This is a genomic window from Citrobacter sp. RHBSTW-00017 (genome assembly GCF_013797615.1).
GTDB lineage: Bacteria > Pseudomonadota > Gammaproteobacteria > Enterobacterales > Enterobacteriaceae > Citrobacter > Citrobacter braakii.
The window spans coordinates 360,501-375,343 of record NZ_CP056899.1; the positions used below are offsets into that span (position 1 = coordinate 360,501).

Below are 14,843 nucleotides of genomic sequence, written 5' to 3' on the forward strand. Positions count from 1 at the left end.
TTTATAGACTCACTGTATTAACAGGAAACCGCTTCCACTTCTAATAACGCCAGATCTTTCTTACGCAATACCAGACTTACGCGACGCGTTTCGATATGGATAGGATCGCCGAGTGGGGCGACGCGTACCACGTTGAAAGAGGAGCCGGGTAGCATGCCAAGTGACAACAGTTTCTGACGATAAGCCGGGCTGATTTCACGGGCAAAACCGGTAATTTTCCACGCACTGTCAGGAGTGAATTGCATAGGGACCTACTTATATCTCGCTAACTGGATGATTACCTCATGGGGCGGCAAGGCGGCATGAGGCCAGATGATTAGCCAACGTAAGGAAAGAGTAAATAATCAACAGATCAATGATAATGAGAATGGTTTCTATCATCAATAGAATAAATGTGACGGAATGTACAATTGGATAATAATTTGCGCCAATTTTGATATTCCTCAATATTTATTCTGGTTGGGAACGAATGATTCGCGGAAATAATTAGTGAGGATCTTAATGTTTAATTAAGGTTTCATCTGTTAATGAAGTGATAAATATATGGCGGTAGAAAGCGGGAAAGAGACTAAATATGCCGGATGGCGACGCTCACGCGTGTTATCCGGCTTACAAATTAATTGCGACAAGTTAGCCGGATAAGGAGGTTACCCCCCCATCCGGCACAAAAGTTACACTAGCGTTTTTTACCCATTGCCGCCGCCAGCGCATCCATCATGGCGCTGTTACCCGCAGGCTGTGCGTCACGACCACGAGGTTTCGCGGCTTTTGGTGCCGGGCGATTGCTTTGAGTGCGATCGTTATTCCCGCCGCCGCGACGCGCATTGGTTTCACCCGGCTGCTCGTCCAGACGCATGGTCAGTGCGATACGCTTACGTTGCAGGTCAACTTCCAGCACTTTCACCTTCACAATGTCGCCCGCTTTCACCACGGTGTGTGGATCTTCGACGAACTTATTCGACAATGAAGAGATATGCACCAGACCATCCTGATGAACGCCAATATCAACAAACGCGCCGAAGTTCGTGACGTTAGTGACTGCCCCTTCCAGAATCATTCCCGGCAGCAGATCGTTCATGGTTTCTACGCCATCAGCAAACTGCGCGGTTTTAAATTCAGGACGCGGGTCGCGGCCCGGTTTTTCCAGCTCTTTGATGATGTCGGTGACGGTCGGCACCCCGAAGCGTTCGTCGGTAAAATCGGCTGCTTTCAGATTGCGTAGTTCGTTGCTGTTGCCCATCAGGTCACGCAGCGATTGCTCGGTTGCGGCCAGAATGCGTTCCACAATCGGATAAGCTTCCGGGTGAACGGTAGAAGCATCCAGTGGGTTATCGCCATGGTTGATACGCAGGAAGCCCGCGCACTGTTCAAAGGCTTTTGGCCCCAGGCGGCTAACTTTTAGCAGTTGCTGACGGTTCTGAAACTGACCGTTCTCATCGCGCCAGGCGACGATGTTTTGCGCCATCATGCGCGTCAGGCCGGCAACGCGGGTCAGTAGCGGCACGGAGGCGGTATTCAGATCGACGCCGACGGCATTCACGCAGTCTTCCACCACCGCATCCAGCTTGCGCGCCAGCTGCGTCTGGCTTACATCGTGCTGATACTGGCCCACGCCGATAGATTTCGGATCGATTTTCACCAGCTCCGCCAACGGATCCTGCAAACGACGGGCGATAGACACCGCGCCACGCAGCGAAACATCGAGATCCGGGAACTCCAGCGCCGCCAGCTCGGAAGCAGAGTAAACCGATGCCCCGGCTTCGCTGACGATCACCTTCTGCGCGGTCACTTTCGGGAATTGTTTCTGCACGTCGAGGAAGAAACGCTCGGTTTCGCGCGACGCCGTACCGTTACCAATCGCGACCAGCTCAACGTTGTATTTTTCACACAACGCCGCCACGGCAACGGCGGCTTTGGCTGCCTGGCCGGTATGCGGATAAATAGTGTCGGTCGCGACCAGCTTGCCGGTACCGTCAACCACCGCCACTTTTACGCCGGTACGCAGTCCCGGATCGAGACCCATTGTGGCGCGCAGCCCGGCCGGGGCGGCCATCAGCAGGTCATGCAGGTTACGGGCAAAGACGTTGATCGCTTCATCTTCCGCACGTTCACGTACGGTACCCATCAGCTCAGTTTCAAGGTGCATCAGCACTTTGATGCGCCACGTCCAGCTAACAACGCCTTTACGCCAGCTGTCAGCGGGGGCGTTGTTCAGGCGCAGTCCCAGGTGATCCTGGATAATCTGCTCGCCGTGGCTCTCTTTTGGCGGCTCATCGAATTGCGGATCGGCATTTAGTGAAAGCTGCAATACGCCTTCGTTACGACCACGGAACATGGCCAGCGCACGGTGGGATGGAACGGTAGAAATAGGTTCGTGGTGATCGAAGTAATCGCGGAACTTAGCGCCTTCCTCTTCTTTCCCACTAACCACGGCGGCAACCAGATGGGCGTTTTTCCACAAATAATCACGCACTTTTGCCAGCAGCGCAGCGTCTTCGGCGAAACGCTCCATCAGAATGTAGCGTGCGCCATCGAGGGCGGCTTTGGTATCGGCCACACCGTTTTCAGCGTTGAGATATTTTGCGGCTTCGGTTTCCGGGTCATGGGACGGTTCGTTCCACAGCAGATCTGCCAGCGGCTCCAGTCCGGCCTCAATGGCTATCTGCCCACGGGTGCGGCGCTTAGGTTTGTACGGCAGATAGAGATCTTCGAGTTCGGTCTTACTTAACGTGCCGTTGATCGCGTTCGCCAGATCGTCGGTCAGTTTGCCTTGCTCGCCGATAGATTTCAGGATTGCCTGACGGCGGTCTTCCAGTTCACGCAGATATCCCAGACGGGTCTCCAGATTACGCAGTTGCGTATCGTCCAGACCGCCGGTGATTTCCTTACGATAACGTGCGATAAACGGCACGGTGTTCCCTTCGTCAAGCAGGCGAACGGCAGCTTCTACCTGTTCAGCACGAGCCTGAATTTCACCTGCGATAATGCGGCAGAAAGAATCATTCATCATGGATAGCTTCGTCTATAGGATAAAAAATCAGGGGATAGTTATACGGATTGACTGGCAAAAATGCCAGTCATCTACCGGGGCTTCGGATTGTTCCGGTCTCACTTAACATATTCAATTTCGTTCACGTACCAGCTGGCTTCACCACCAGGGGTGTTGACTATCGCGAGATCGCCGACCTCTTTTTTCAGCAGCGCCCGCGCCATCGGTGAGTCGATAGAAATATAATCTTTACGACCGAAGATCTCATCGTAGCCGACAATACGGAATTTACGGATGTCGCCATCGTCATTTTCTATCTCGACCCACGCGCCAAAGAAGACTTTGCCCTCTTGCTGCGGGGAGTAATCGACGATTTTCAAATTCTCCATGCACTTGGTCAAATAACGGACACGGCGGTCGATCTCACGCAGACGTTTTTTATTATACTGGTAGTCGGCATTTTCGCTGCGGTCACCCAGACTTGCGGCCCAGGTAACCTTTTTAGTGACTTCCGGGCGCTCTTCACGCCAGAGGTAATTCAGCTCTTGTTTGAGTTTTTCATACCCTTCGCGGGTTATCAGGGGCGTTTTCATCTTATTGTTTTACCTTCGACTCTGTGATGATGCGCACAATTAGTATTACGCGAGCATATCAACAGAATAAATAATGTATTGCGAGAAACATTGTATACTTAAGCTGCTGTTTAATATGCTTTGTAACAATTTAGCCTGGAATTCATACCAGAATTCGCTGGTGACTCACGTTAGCTTTCTTAAGAATATACACTTAATTGTTGCGAACCTTTGGGAGTAATAACAATGCAAGAGAACTATAAGATTCTGGTGGTCGATGACGACATGCGCTTGCGTGCGCTTCTGGAGCGTTATCTGACCGAGCAGGGCTTCCAGGTTCGAAGCGTCGCTAACGCTGAGCAGATGGATCGTCTGCTGACCCGTGAGTCCTTTCACCTGATGGTGCTGGATTTAATGCTGCCGGGAGAAGATGGCCTGTCTATTTGCCGTCGCCTGCGCAGTCAAAGCAACCCGATGCCGATCATTATGGTCACGGCGAAGGGTGAAGAAGTCGATCGTATCGTTGGGCTGGAAATCGGCGCTGACGATTACATTCCGAAACCGTTTAACCCGCGAGAACTGCTGGCGCGTATTCGCGCTGTACTGCGTCGTCAGGCGAACGAACTGCCGGGCGCGCCTTCTCAGGAAGAAGCGGTCATTGCTTTTGGTAAGTTTAAACTGAACCTCGGTACGCGTGAAATGTTCCGTGAAGATGAGCCAATGCCGCTCACCAGCGGGGAATTTGCAGTACTGAAAGCGCTGGTAAGCCACCCGCGCGAGCCGCTGTCCCGCGACAAGCTGATGAACCTGGCCCGTGGTCGTGAATATTCAGCGATGGAGCGGTCTATCGACGTCCAGATTTCTCGCCTGCGTCGTATGGTGGAAGAGGACCCGGCGCATCCGCGCTACATTCAGACCGTGTGGGGTCTCGGCTACGTCTTTGTTCCGGACGGTTCTAAAGCATGAGGCGAATGCGCTTCTCGCCACGAAGTTCGTTTGCCCGCACGTTATTGCTCATCGTCACCTTGCTGTTTGCCAGCCTGGTGACGACTTACCTGGTAGTGCTGAACTTCGCGATACTGCCGAGCCTCCAGCAGTTTAATAAGGTCCTGGCCTACGAAGTTCGTATGCTGATGACCGATAAACTGCAGCTGGAGGACGGTACGCAACTGGTGGTGCCGCCCGCATTCCGCCGGGAAATTTATCGTGAGCTGGGTATTTCCCTCTATTCCAACGAGGCCGCTGAAGAAGCTGGACTGCGTTGGGCGCAACACTATGAATTCTTAAGCCATCAGATGGCGCAGCAACTGGGCGGTCCGACGGAAGTCCGCGTTGAGGTGAACAAAAGCTCGCCGGTCGTATGGCTGAAAACCTGGCTGTCGCCCAATATCTGGGTACGCGTGCCGCTGACGGAGATCCATCAGGGCGATTTCTCACCGCTGTTCCGCTACACGCTGGCGATTATGCTGTTGGCTATCGGTGGCGCGTGGCTGTTTATCCGTATCCAGAACCGACCGCTGGTGGATCTTGAACATGCAGCGCTGCAGGTGGGGAAAGGTATCATTCCGCCGCCGTTGCGTGAGTATGGCGCTTCAGAGGTGCGCTCTGTTACCCGTGCCTTTAACCATATGGCCGCGGGGGTGAAGCAACTGGCCGATGACCGTACGCTGTTAATGGCGGGCGTGAGCCACGATTTACGTACTCCGCTGACGCGTATTCGTCTGGCGACCGAAATGATGGGCGAAGAGGATGGTTATCTCGCGGAATCCATCAATAAGGACATCGAAGAGTGTAATGCCATTATCGAGCAGTTCATCGATTATCTGCGTACCGGTCAGGAGATGCCGATGGAGATGGCGGATCTGAACTCGGTGTTAGGCGAAGTGGTCGCAGCGGAAAGCGGCTATGAACGTGAAATCGAAACTGCGCTGCTGCCGGGCAGCATTCAGGTGAAAATGCACCCGCTGTCGATCAAGCGTGCGGTTGCCAATATGGTGGTTAACGCCGCCCGTTACGGCAACGGCTGGATTAAGGTCAGCAGCGGTACGGAGACGCATCGCGCCTGGTTCCAGGTAGAAGATGATGGTCCGGGCATCAAGCCGGAGCAGCGTAAACACCTGTTCCAGCCGTTTGTCCGCGGCGACAGCGCGCGTAGTACCAGCGGCACGGGCCTGGGTCTGGCGATTGTGCAGCGTATTATCGATAACCATAACGGTATGCTGGAAATTGGCACCAGTGAACGAGGAGGGTTGTCGATCCGCGCCTGGCTTCCGGTTCCCTTCACTCGCGCGCAGGGCATCATGAAAGACGCATAAGAAAGGGAGGCGAAATGCCTCCCTTTTTGTTGCTGTAGGCCGGATAAGGCGAAACCGCCATCCGGCACTCTTCGTTACAGCTTCGGTCCGGCGCTAACCAGCGCTTCACCCGCAGGGGTATCGGTGTATTTCTCGAAGTTCTCGATAAACAGTTTCGCCAGTGCGTTGGCTTTTTCCTGCCACTGCTCCGGAGAAGCATAGGTATTACGCGGATCGAGAATGCGAGTATCCACGCCCGGCAGCTCGGTTGGGATAGCCAGGTCAAACATCGGCAGACGGAACGTTTCTGCGTCATCCAGCGAACCGTTCAGGATAGCGTCGATAATCGCGCGAGTATCTTTGATAGAGATACGCTTGCCGGTACCGTTCCAGCCGGTGTTAACCAGATATGCCTGCGCACCTGCCGCCTGCATACGTTTCACCAGTACTTCTGCGTACTGCGTTGGGTGCAGTGACAGGAATGCTGCGCCAAAGCAGGCTGAGAAGGTTGGGGTTGGTTCGGTGACGCCACGTTCGGTACCGGCCAGTTTGGCGGTGAAGCCAGACAGGAAGTGGTACTGGGTTTGGTCTGCCGTCAGACGAGAGACCGGCGGCAGCACGCCAAACGCGTCGGCGGTCAGGAAGATCACTTTGGTGGCGTGACCCGCTTTTGACACCGGCTTAACGATGTTATCGATGTGATAAATCGGGTAGGACACGCGGGTGTTTTCGGTTTTGGAACCGTCGTCGAAGTCGATGGAACCATCTGCGCGCACGGTGACGTTTTCCAGCAGCGCGTCACGACGGATTGCGTTGTAGATTTCCGGCTCGGCATCTTTAGACAGTTTGATGGTCTTCGCGTAGCAACCGCCTTCAAAGTTAAACACGCCGTCGTCATCCCAGCCGTGTTCGTCATCGCCAATCAGGCGGCGTTTCGGATCGGTGGACAGCGTTGTTTTACCTGTACCGGACAGGCCAAAGAAGACTGCCACATCACCTTTTTCCCCGACGTTTGCCGAGCAGTGCATGGAGGCAATGCCTTTCAGCGGCAGCAGGTAGTTCATTACGGAGAACATACCTTTCTTCATTTCGCCGCCGTACCAGGTGCCACCAATCAACTGGATACGCTCAGTCAGGTTGAAAGCCACGAAGTTTTCGGAGTTCAGACCCTGCTCTTTCCACTGCGGGTTAGTGCATTTAGCGCCGTTCATCACGATGAAATCAGGTTTGAAATCAACCAGCTCTTCGTCGCTTGGGCGGATGAACATGTTTTTAACAAAATGCGCCTGCCAGGCTACTTCGGTAATGAAGCGTACGGAAAGGCGGGTATCGGCGTTAGCGCCGCAGAATGCATCAATGATAAACAGACGCTTGCCGGAAAGCTGCTGGGTGACTAATCCTTTCAGATGCTGCCAGGTTTCCGGGGAGAGCGGTTTGTTGTCGTTCTTACCTTTACCTTTGTCGGACCACCAGAGCGTGTCGCGCGTGGTGTCGTCACGGACAATATACTTATCCTTTGGCGAACGTCCGGTAAAGATACCGGTATCAACGGCAACGGCGCCCAGGTTTGTTAACACGCCACGCTCATAACCTTCCAGGTTTGGATCAAGTTCCTCCTGGAAAAGCGTGTCGTAGTCTGGATTGTAAACGATATCCTGAACGTCATTGATACCATAAGCCTTGAGATCTTGCGGGGTTAAACTGTTGTTCACACGCATTTCACTGCTCCTTAGCCAATATGTATTACCTGGAATAGTAAGGTTTTTTAGGGATTGCTAACCGCGACAAGGCTCATAGATTTACGCATCCGGGAAAATCACGGATAACCGAATGCGCTGCGACTCCTGTCACAAAGAGGCGGATATTATGGCAGGAAACCCTTTTTTGTTGTGGAAAATGTTCTTAAAACGTTAATAGAGAGTGTTTTTGGCGGGAAACTTGTGAGTGTAATCGCATTCACGTAAGAAAATAACGTAACTCATACATAAACAATATCGATTCACTTCCCGTCGCAGTGGTCCGGGATCGGCCTATCAATGCTCAAAATTGTGAAGTTGATGCGATAATTACCTTTTCTCTTCATTCTGGGTGACGACATGGATAGTGTTGAACTTTCACGTACTTCTCGCTGGGGCATGATATCTATCGGCCTGTTACAGGGGATATTGTGCTACCTGCTGATGATATATCTGGTGCCGCATAATGACGGCTGGCTGTTCTATGGCATGCCCGCGACAATTGCTCTCTCTTCGGCGCTTTTACTCACCGTTGTCTCTTTCAAACAACGTGCGCTGTGGTACTGGATGGCGCTGATCTTTGTTGTCGTGCTGGCGATGAGCGTCTGGCTAAAGTGGCAAGTCGAGGGCAGCGATAAGTGGCGGCAAAATGATATTTTTATGTTGTACGGCTGGCGCTTACTGCTGATGGCGATGCTGGCATTGCCATGGATTCAGTACTCGCTCCACGCATCCCGCCAGCAGGCCCGCTATGCGCAGTTTTATGCTAGTTTGTGGCTTAATGCGCTGACGTTACTGATTGTCTTTGTTGCCAACGGTTTGTTCTGGATGGTGCTCCTGCTATGGAGCGAGATGTTTAAGCTAGTTGGTATTACCTTCTTCGACACGCTTTTCTTTGATACCGACTGGTTTGGCTACGTGGCCTTTGGCCTGGTTACCGCACTGGCGGTGGTACTGACCCGCACGCAGTCGCGTCTGGTTGCGGCGGTCCAAAAGTTACTGACTTTGATCGCCACTGGTCTGTTACCCCTGGTCGCGCTGCTGGCGCTGATGTTTGTGCTGACCTTGCCCTTCACCGGTCTGGAGGCTATCTCGCAGCGGGTGTCTGCGGCCGGGTTGATGTCAACGCTGGCGCTGCTCCTGCTGCTGTTGATGGCTATCGTTCGCGAGCCGCGGAAAGAGGCGCTTCCCTATCCAGCCGCGTTACGCTACCTGATCAAATGCGCCCTGGTTGTCGCGCCCATCTATATGCTGATTGCCGGTTGGTCACTGTGGGTGCGAATTCAACAGTACGGTTGGACGCCCGAGCGTTTATATGGCGTGCTGGTGGTCTGCGTGCTGCTGCTCTGGTCGTTTGGCTATCTGGCGAGTATTTTACGCCGTGGGCGCAATCCGCTTGAGCTTCAGGGGAAGGTGATTCTTTGCGTTTCGTTGCTGGCGTTGGGGCTGTTGATTTTGCTGTCGTCGCCGGTTATTGATGCCTGGCGCATCAGCGTCAACAGCCATATGGGGCTGTATCACAGTGGCAAAATTAAGCCGGATCAGGTCAGCCTGTATATGTTGGGTAAGAGCGGAAAACCGGGACGTGCGGCGTTGGAGGCATTACAAAAAGATGCGGCGTTTAACCAAGACAGTAAGCGCCGGCGCGACTTAAATTCTCTGCTGCAAGGACGTCGCGATCCCATTCAGAACCTGACTACCACTCAACTAGCGCCGAAAGTGATGATTGCTCCAGGTAGCAGGCAACCCGATGAGACCTTCTGGGCGTTTGTCAAAGGGCAGAGCTACCGCATTACATCCTGCGTTGAGCAGGATGCTTGCGTCCTGGTCGATCAGGACCTCAATGCGGATGGTAAGCCTGAGCAGGTGCTGTATGCTTTTGGCGATGGTGAGAGTCTGGTCTTTGCCAGGAAAGAGGATAAATGGGAACTCATCGCATCAGGTCAGCTACCTGCAGGATTCAATAAGGATAAACTGCTGCAGGCGGTGGCGAATCATCAACTGAATTCAGCCCCCAGAGTTTGGCGTGATATCACCATTGATGGCACCCGATTGCCGATGAATTATTACAACGAGTGAGCGTGTTGCAGATAGCGTTTTGATGGATGGCGGTGCGAACGCCTATCCGGTCGACGATAGTGGGCCGGATAGGCAGTGGTGATTAATGTACCTGCGGGTCCGCCGGGGAAGCGTTGCTGCGGATCTCAGCAATGTCCATGGCGTTAAACAGATAGTGGCTCCCGCAGTAATCGCAGTGCATATCGATCTCGCCTTCTTCCGCCAGAATGCTGTCCACTTCTTCGTCCGGCAGCGTTTTCAGTGCGCCAGCGCAGCGTTCGCGTGAACAGGTGCATTTGAACTCAACGTCCTGCGGATCGTAGAGAGTAACCTCTTCTTCGTGGTACAAGCGCCACAGCACTTCGTTGGCCGGGAGCGTTAACAGCTCTTCAGTTTTGATGGTTTCGGTCAGGGCTGTCAGGTGATCGAAATCATCTGCCTGCGCGTTTTGCGCCGGCATTACCTGCAGAAGCATCCCGCCAGCAGCGGGTTTGCCATCGACGTCGCCAGTACGGATAAACAGACGTGTCGGCAACTGTTCAGAACGCATGAAGTAATCTTCCAGACAGGCGGCCAGCGTGTCGCCTTCCAGACCAACCACGCCCTGATAGCGCTCCCCTTCTTCTGGGGTAATGGTGATCACCAGGTAGCCGTTGCCTACCAGCGTTTTGAGATCAGCGCCTTCAGGGATATCGCCCTGCATACGGGCCACGCCGCGCATCTGCTGATTGTTGTTGCCGTTAATGACGGCCAGGCTCAGCGGACCATCGCCCTGCAACTGTACGGTGATATCACCGGCAAACTTCAGCGTGGCGGTGAGCAGGCTGGTGGCGACCAGCAGTTCAGCCAGCACGTTCTTGACCGGCTGCGGGTAAGTATGATTTTCGAGGATCTGTTGCAGGGTTTCCGAAACGGTCACCAGCTCGCCGCGCACGGCAAAGTTTTCAAACAGATAACGATGTAATTGGTCATGTTGCGGCATAATCATCTCTCTTACAGGTGACAGTCACTCGCTGTCGCCATGTTTAAATCGTAACAGGTCGCGGCGCTCTTTCTTGTCCGGTCGCCTGTCCGGGTGCGGCATGGTTAACGCGTTAAGTTTACGCGCCAGCGCCACTTTTTCGCGTTTTTCTACGCTTTCCGCGGTTTCTTCATACAGCGTAACGGCTTCCGTGGCCGGGCGACGCTGCTCGGTAATAGCCTTGATAATGACCGTTCGCTCGTCATTTCCCTGGCGCAGGGTGAGGGTGGCGTTCAGCTCGACAATCTTGCTCGGTTTGCTGCGCTGGCCGTTGTAATGCACCTTACCGCCTTCAACCATTTCGCGGGCTAGCGCACGCGTTTTGTAAAAGCGTGCAGCCCACAGCCATTTATCCAGCCTGACTTCAGTAGAGGGCTTTTCTTTCATGGCGTCTCCTTCACATCAGTGAGGGGATCAGTCGGCGGAAGTCATTCAGTGACGGATGGCGTGCGTACTGTTTTTCCGCGATGCCTGAGTCGGGATTGGTCACGCCGAGGCAGTAACGAATACCGTACAGAGCAGCGGCGTCGAGAATGGGTTCGCTGTCGTCAATAAACAGCGTCTTCTCTGCACTCATTCCCGTTTCTTCAGCCACAGCGTGCCATAACCGCTGATCCTCTTTGGGATAACCAAATGTGTGGGTGGAAAGTAATAAATCAAGGTGTGAGGCCAGACCGGTATGCTCCAGCTTCACCGCCAGGTTATGGGGATGCGCGTTGGTGAGCAAAATACGGCGCTTGCCGCTGGCTTTTAAGGCATCAAGAAACGGTACAGTATCTTCACGCAAAACGGCGCGCGGTCCCTGTTCCGTTGTCATGGCGCAAATATCAAGATCCAGGCATTCGCTCCAGTAATCCAGGCAGTACCAGTTTAGCGTATGCTGCACGGCATGATACTGCTGACGAATATAGTCCTGGGCTTCCTGGGGAGAGATACCCTGTTTCGCGCCATAGGTTTCCGGCACCAGTTTTTGCCAGAAATAGTTATCGAATGCCAGGTCGAGCAGCGTGCCGTCCATATCTAACAACACGGTATCGACATCGTGCCAGGCAATATTGATCTGCATGGAAACTCCCCAGAAGAAAACATGATGCGCGACAGGGTAGCATATCCTGTCGCGAGAGCGTGTTATCGAATCAGGCTTTCCGGGTTGTCAATCAGCGTTGGATTCAGGCAACTTTCGTAGTAGCTCTGAATTTCCGTGATGCGGGAGCGGTGACGCTGGTAGCGTCTGAAAGCCTGTATGCTGTTGTAGACAGCGCATCCGAGCATGGAGAACATCAGCAGCGTCGTGCCAAGGTAGCGCCATAATCCTGAACGATCCGGGATACGGTGCAGGCCAATGTGCTGGGTGCCATTGGCGTCGGTCGAAATATTGGTGACGATCCCCTCCGCGCGAAACGGCGTCTGCATCAGCATCTGCGCCAGACGCTGGAAGGCGTTCCACTGTTCTTGTGGGGGATAGTCATATAGCGAGGTTGTCGGCCACGGCTGATCGACCAGATCGCTGCCTTCGTCGCTGATAATCAGGAAACCGCCAGGGGCTGGGCTATTCAGCGTCTGGGCCGCTCGCGCAGTCTCGCGTGAAATAAACGGCGCCGTAGAGGTATTCACCAGATTATCCAACGACTCTGCGCTTACCGGACGCAGCAGCACGTTCACGCCATCCAGTTTGCCTGCGTTCGCCCGTTTCACAAGCGCTGTCCAGTCTTTACTGTTACCAAGGTTAACCAGTGCATTTTTTAAACGTACACATTCATCTTTGGCCGCGCACAGATCGGCCGTTTTCAGGACAATCTCGCCAAAATCGTCCAGTAACACCATTCCGGACTTTTGAATTGCCGAGCGTAACGATGCGCTGACGCGAGAGTCATCATCCGCTTTGGGGTGCAGTTGGCGGTTCACCGCCTGCGTGAGCGCGGTGGCTTTATTCACCAGATCGGACTCAGGCAGCGGTAATGCGCGCGCGTCATTCCAGATAATTTGCGTGCAATCGAAAGGCATAAACGGCGCGGAAGGCTGCGCATTCCAGCTCCCCTGGGTATGAATGTTACACATACCCGTACCGCTCAGATGCAGCGTGTCACCCACGCGAACGCCCGCGTTTTCAAGCTGTTTAACGCTGGTGGCTTCGATAGTTTGTGCGCCCTTCATCCAGGAAAGCGTAAGCTTTATCGGCATATCCAGCGGGATCCAAAACAGCAGCATCAGTAGCACCAGCAACGAGCCGCCCGCGATGACGGCGTTGCGCAGCCAGTGCTGTAACGGGAAGTTTTTGACTTCGTCATGCAGCGATAAAAAACGTCCCTGGCGAACAACGTGGCGATCGAGATAAATATCAATATCCGTTTGCTGGCCAAGATCTTGTGCGATGTAAGGCTGCCAGTGCGGTGGATAAATCAGATCAATAATACCTAGTGAGATATTATTAATTTGCTCCTGGTCGTTTTCGCCAAACAGCCCCCAGCGACGCGGCGTACCGCGCAGACAATGAATTTCCCGCAGGGCGGTTTTAGATGGTGGGGCGAACAGCCCCCACAGACCCGCAGCTAGCAGCAGCACCGCGCCACCAACTGTCCACGGAACAAACGTATCCGGGATTATCAAACAGAAAAAGAACAGCAGGAACGATGCGGCAATCAGTAACGCCTCGCGCAATCCCGATGGGCGGCTAAGCGCATATTCTTCATGGGTTTCCTGGCGAATATTCAGCAGTTCAATCTGCTCGCTTTCTTCACCGCGAATGGACGCCTGGGTAGAGGCGGTGTGCTGTAACGCATAGCCACGCGCTTCCTGCATATATTCCTGCAGCGTATGGCCGTTCAGGGAGATAACCAGCGGTATCGTATTGGTGTGGATTAGCTCAACGCTGTTTTCGTCATTGATGTATTGTTCCCAGAAAGGGGGAAGATGTACCTCAACGGAATCAAGATAGTAACGCCATTTGTTAGGATCGTCGGTAGTAATGCCGTAACGTGTAATCGCGTGCGTAAGCACGATGACGCTATTACTTTGGGCATTCAGCGTTAATGACACGGGCGCGGAGCTGGCGCCCGTTGGACCAGGTACCTGCTGAATTTGACTAAGGCTTTCGAGATAGTTTTCGACTGCACTGCGCTCTTCAGGCGTGAGTTTACGCTTCGAGGCGTCTGAGAAGACGTTGCTCAAGGGTAAATTTTTCCGTCTGGATTTCGTTCTGAGTAGCCATCCTGCAAGCAATGAGCAGGCCAGCAAAGCAGCTAAAAAAATCAGAATGGTGCTCATGCTTTCCCCATCTTACTTAGTCTGTCAGGCGTGGTCAGTCGCACCCTGTTCAATATTCGTGATTCTGTGGTTGGCTATCGGCAAGTGTGGAGTCGAACTTGAGCATCTTTAAGTACAGCCCAGTAAATGCGAATCATAGCAAAATCACTAAAAATGGAATATCAGCAAATTCCTGGAGTTATTTCAACCTATTGACTTTTAATTTGAAATAGGGATTAACTTTTAGTACGTTACATAAATGTAAATAAACGGCAATTCACATTGCCGAAACCGTGCGGTATATCGCACAATAACCCCAGATTTCACAGCAAAGATCCTCACAATGAGCAAATCATTACAGAAACCCACGATTTTGAAAGTGGAAACCGTCGCCCAATCCCGGCTGTTTAAAGTCGAAAGCGTGGACCTTGAGTTCAGCAATGGCGTACGCCGCGTTTATGAACGTATGCGCCCGTCCACGCGTGAAGCGGTAATGATTGTGCCGATTGTGGACGACCACCTGATCCTCATCCGCGAATACGCGGTCGGGACCGAATCTTACGAACTGGGTTTTTCCAAGGGGTTAATCGATCCTGGCGAAAGCGTGTACGAAGCGGCGAATCGGGAGCTGAAAGAAGAGGTGGGGTTTGGCGCAAAAGATCTGACGTTTTTAAAGAAACTCAGCATGGCGCCGTCCTATTTCTCCAGCAAAATGAACATCGTGGTGGCGGAGGACTTATATCCTGAATCGCTGGAAGGTGATGAGCCTGAACCATTACCGCAGGTGCGCTGGCCGCTGGCGCATTTGATGGATCTGCTGGAAGATCCTGACTTTCACGAAGCGCGTAATGTGAGTGCGCTGTTCCTCGTGCGCGAATGGCTGAAAGGACAAGGGCGGCTTTAATTTCTCTTCGCAAATAATAAAAAAGG

The 14,843-nt window shown here is 53.1% G+C and carries 12 protein-coding genes; 4 read left to right on the forward strand and 8 right to left on the reverse strand.

The features are described 5' to 3' along the window. Positions 1 to 17: 17 nt before the first annotated feature. From feoA to greB, 3 genes are all read right to left on the reverse strand, one after another. The gene (feoA, locus tag HV037_RS01625) at positions 18 to 245 is read right to left on the reverse strand and encodes a ferrous iron transporter A (RefSeq protein WP_003023519.1); all 228 of its coding nucleotides are present in this window, start codon (positions 243 to 245) and stop codon (positions 18 to 20) included. 431 nt (positions 246 to 676) lie between these two features. Next, on the reverse strand, positions 677 to 3,010 hold the full coding sequence (locus tag HV037_RS01630) for a Tex family protein (RefSeq protein WP_016154803.1): 2,334 nt from the start codon (positions 3,008 to 3,010) through the stop codon (positions 677 to 679). Positions 3,011 to 3,108: 98 nt separating this feature from the next. After that, the gene (gene greB, locus HV037_RS01635) at positions 3,109 to 3,582 is read right to left on the reverse strand and encodes a transcription elongation factor GreB (RefSeq protein WP_016154802.1); all 474 of its coding nucleotides are present in this window, start codon (positions 3,580 to 3,582) and stop codon (positions 3,109 to 3,111) included. Positions 3,583 to 3,807: 225 nt separating this feature from the next. Here greB and ompR point away from each other — a divergent pair, with 225 nt between their 5' ends. Both ompR and envZ read left to right on the forward strand, forming a co-directional pair. After that, positions 3,808 to 4,527, forward strand: a complete 720-nt coding sequence (gene ompR, locus HV037_RS01640; protein ID WP_001157751.1) for a two-component system response regulator OmpR — start codon at positions 3,808 to 3,810, stop codon at positions 4,525 to 4,527. Then, on the forward strand, positions 4,524 to 5,876 hold the full coding sequence (gene envZ / locus HV037_RS01645) for a two-component system sensor histidine kinase EnvZ (protein ID WP_181500168.1): 1,353 nt from the start codon (positions 4,524 to 4,526) through the stop codon (positions 5,874 to 5,876). Before ompR ends, envZ begins: the two co-directional genes overlap by 4 nt. 74 nt (positions 5,877 to 5,950) lie before the next feature. On the opposite strand, the gene pckA is transcribed toward envZ, so the two are convergent. Continuing rightward, a complete protein-coding gene (pckA, locus tag HV037_RS01650) occupies positions 5,951 to 7,573 on the reverse strand; it encodes a phosphoenolpyruvate carboxykinase (ATP) (protein WP_016154801.1) in 1,623 nt (540 codons plus the stop codon). Positions 7,574 to 7,951: 378 nt separating this feature from the next. Between pckA and HV037_RS01655 the strand changes: the two genes are divergently transcribed. Further along, positions 7,952 to 9,670, forward strand: a complete 1,719-nt coding sequence (locus tag HV037_RS01655) for a DUF4153 domain-containing protein (RefSeq protein ID WP_103283372.1) — start codon at positions 7,952 to 7,954, stop codon at positions 9,668 to 9,670. 82 nt (positions 9,671 to 9,752) lie between these two features. Here the strand turns inward: HV037_RS01655 and hslO are convergent, their stop codons facing one another. The 4 genes from hslO to igaA form a co-directional block, all read right to left on the reverse strand. After that, complete coding sequence (gene hslO / locus HV037_RS01660; protein WP_016157640.1) at positions 9,753 to 10,631, reverse strand: Hsp33 family molecular chaperone HslO; 879 nt, start codon at positions 10,629 to 10,631, stop codon at positions 9,753 to 9,755. A gap of 24 nt (positions 10,632 to 10,655) precedes the next feature. After that, positions 10,656 to 11,057 carry a ribosome-associated heat shock protein Hsp15 gene (gene hslR, locus HV037_RS01665; protein ID WP_019078146.1) on the reverse strand — a complete coding sequence of 134 codons (402 nt, stop codon included), beginning with the start codon at positions 11,055 to 11,057 and terminating at the stop codon, positions 10,656 to 10,658. Between the two features lie 10 nt (positions 11,058 to 11,067). Continuing rightward, positions 11,068 to 11,736, reverse strand: coding sequence for a GMP/IMP nucleotidase (yrfG, locus tag HV037_RS01670; RefSeq protein ID WP_103283373.1), 669 nt, complete (start codon positions 11,734 to 11,736; stop codon positions 11,068 to 11,070). Between the two features lie 62 nt (positions 11,737 to 11,798). After that, on the reverse strand, positions 11,799 to 13,934 hold the full coding sequence (igaA, locus tag HV037_RS01675) for an intracellular growth attenuator protein IgaA (RefSeq protein ID WP_019078148.1): 2,136 nt from the start codon (positions 13,932 to 13,934) through the stop codon (positions 11,799 to 11,801). 322 nt (positions 13,935 to 14,256) lie between these two features. Between igaA and nudE the strand changes: the two genes are divergently transcribed. Then, positions 14,257 to 14,817 (forward strand): ADP compounds hydrolase NudE, encoded by a 561-nt coding sequence (gene nudE / locus HV037_RS01680; protein ID WP_016154795.1) that lies wholly within the window; start codon positions 14,257 to 14,259, stop codon positions 14,815 to 14,817. Positions 14,818 to 14,843: the final 26 nt, after the last annotated feature.

What these genes read in the sequence shown, in the direction of transcription:
- feoA (WP_003023519.1), bottom strand. Translation starts at nt 245, where the DNA reads ATGCAATTCACTCCTGACAGTGCGTGGAAAATTACCGGTTTTGCCCGT.
- HV037_RS01630 (WP_016154803.1), bottom strand. Translation starts at nt 3,010, where the DNA reads ATGATGAATGATTCTTTCTGCCGCATTATCGCAGGTGAAATTCAGGCT.
- greB (WP_016154802.1), bottom strand. Translation starts at nt 3,582, where the DNA reads ATGAAAACGCCCCTGATAACCCGCGAAGGGTATGAAAAACTCAAACAA.
- ompR (WP_001157751.1), top strand. Translation starts at nt 3,808, where the DNA reads ATGCAAGAGAACTATAAGATTCTGGTGGTCGATGACGACATGCGCTTG.
- envZ (WP_181500168.1), top strand. Translation starts at nt 4,524, where the DNA reads ATGAGGCGAATGCGCTTCTCGCCACGAAGTTCGTTTGCCCGCACGTTA.
- pckA (WP_016154801.1), bottom strand. Translation starts at nt 7,573, where the DNA reads ATGCGTGTGAACAACAGTTTAACCCCGCAAGATCTCAAGGCTTATGGT.
- HV037_RS01655 (WP_103283372.1), top strand. Translation starts at nt 7,952, where the DNA reads ATGGATAGTGTTGAACTTTCACGTACTTCTCGCTGGGGCATGATATCT.
- hslO (WP_016157640.1), bottom strand. Translation starts at nt 10,631, where the DNA reads ATGCCGCAACATGACCAATTACATCGTTATCTGTTTGAAAACTTTGCC.
- hslR (WP_019078146.1), bottom strand. Translation starts at nt 11,057, where the DNA reads ATGAAAGAAAAGCCCTCTACTGAAGTCAGGCTGGATAAATGGCTGTGG.
- yrfG (WP_103283373.1), bottom strand. Translation starts at nt 11,736, where the DNA reads ATGCAGATCAATATTGCCTGGCACGATGTCGATACCGTGTTGTTAGAT.
- igaA (WP_019078148.1), bottom strand. Translation starts at nt 13,934, where the DNA reads ATGAGCACCATTCTGATTTTTTTAGCTGCTTTGCTGGCCTGCTCATTG.
- nudE (WP_016154795.1), top strand. Translation starts at nt 14,257, where the DNA reads ATGAGCAAATCATTACAGAAACCCACGATTTTGAAAGTGGAAACCGTC.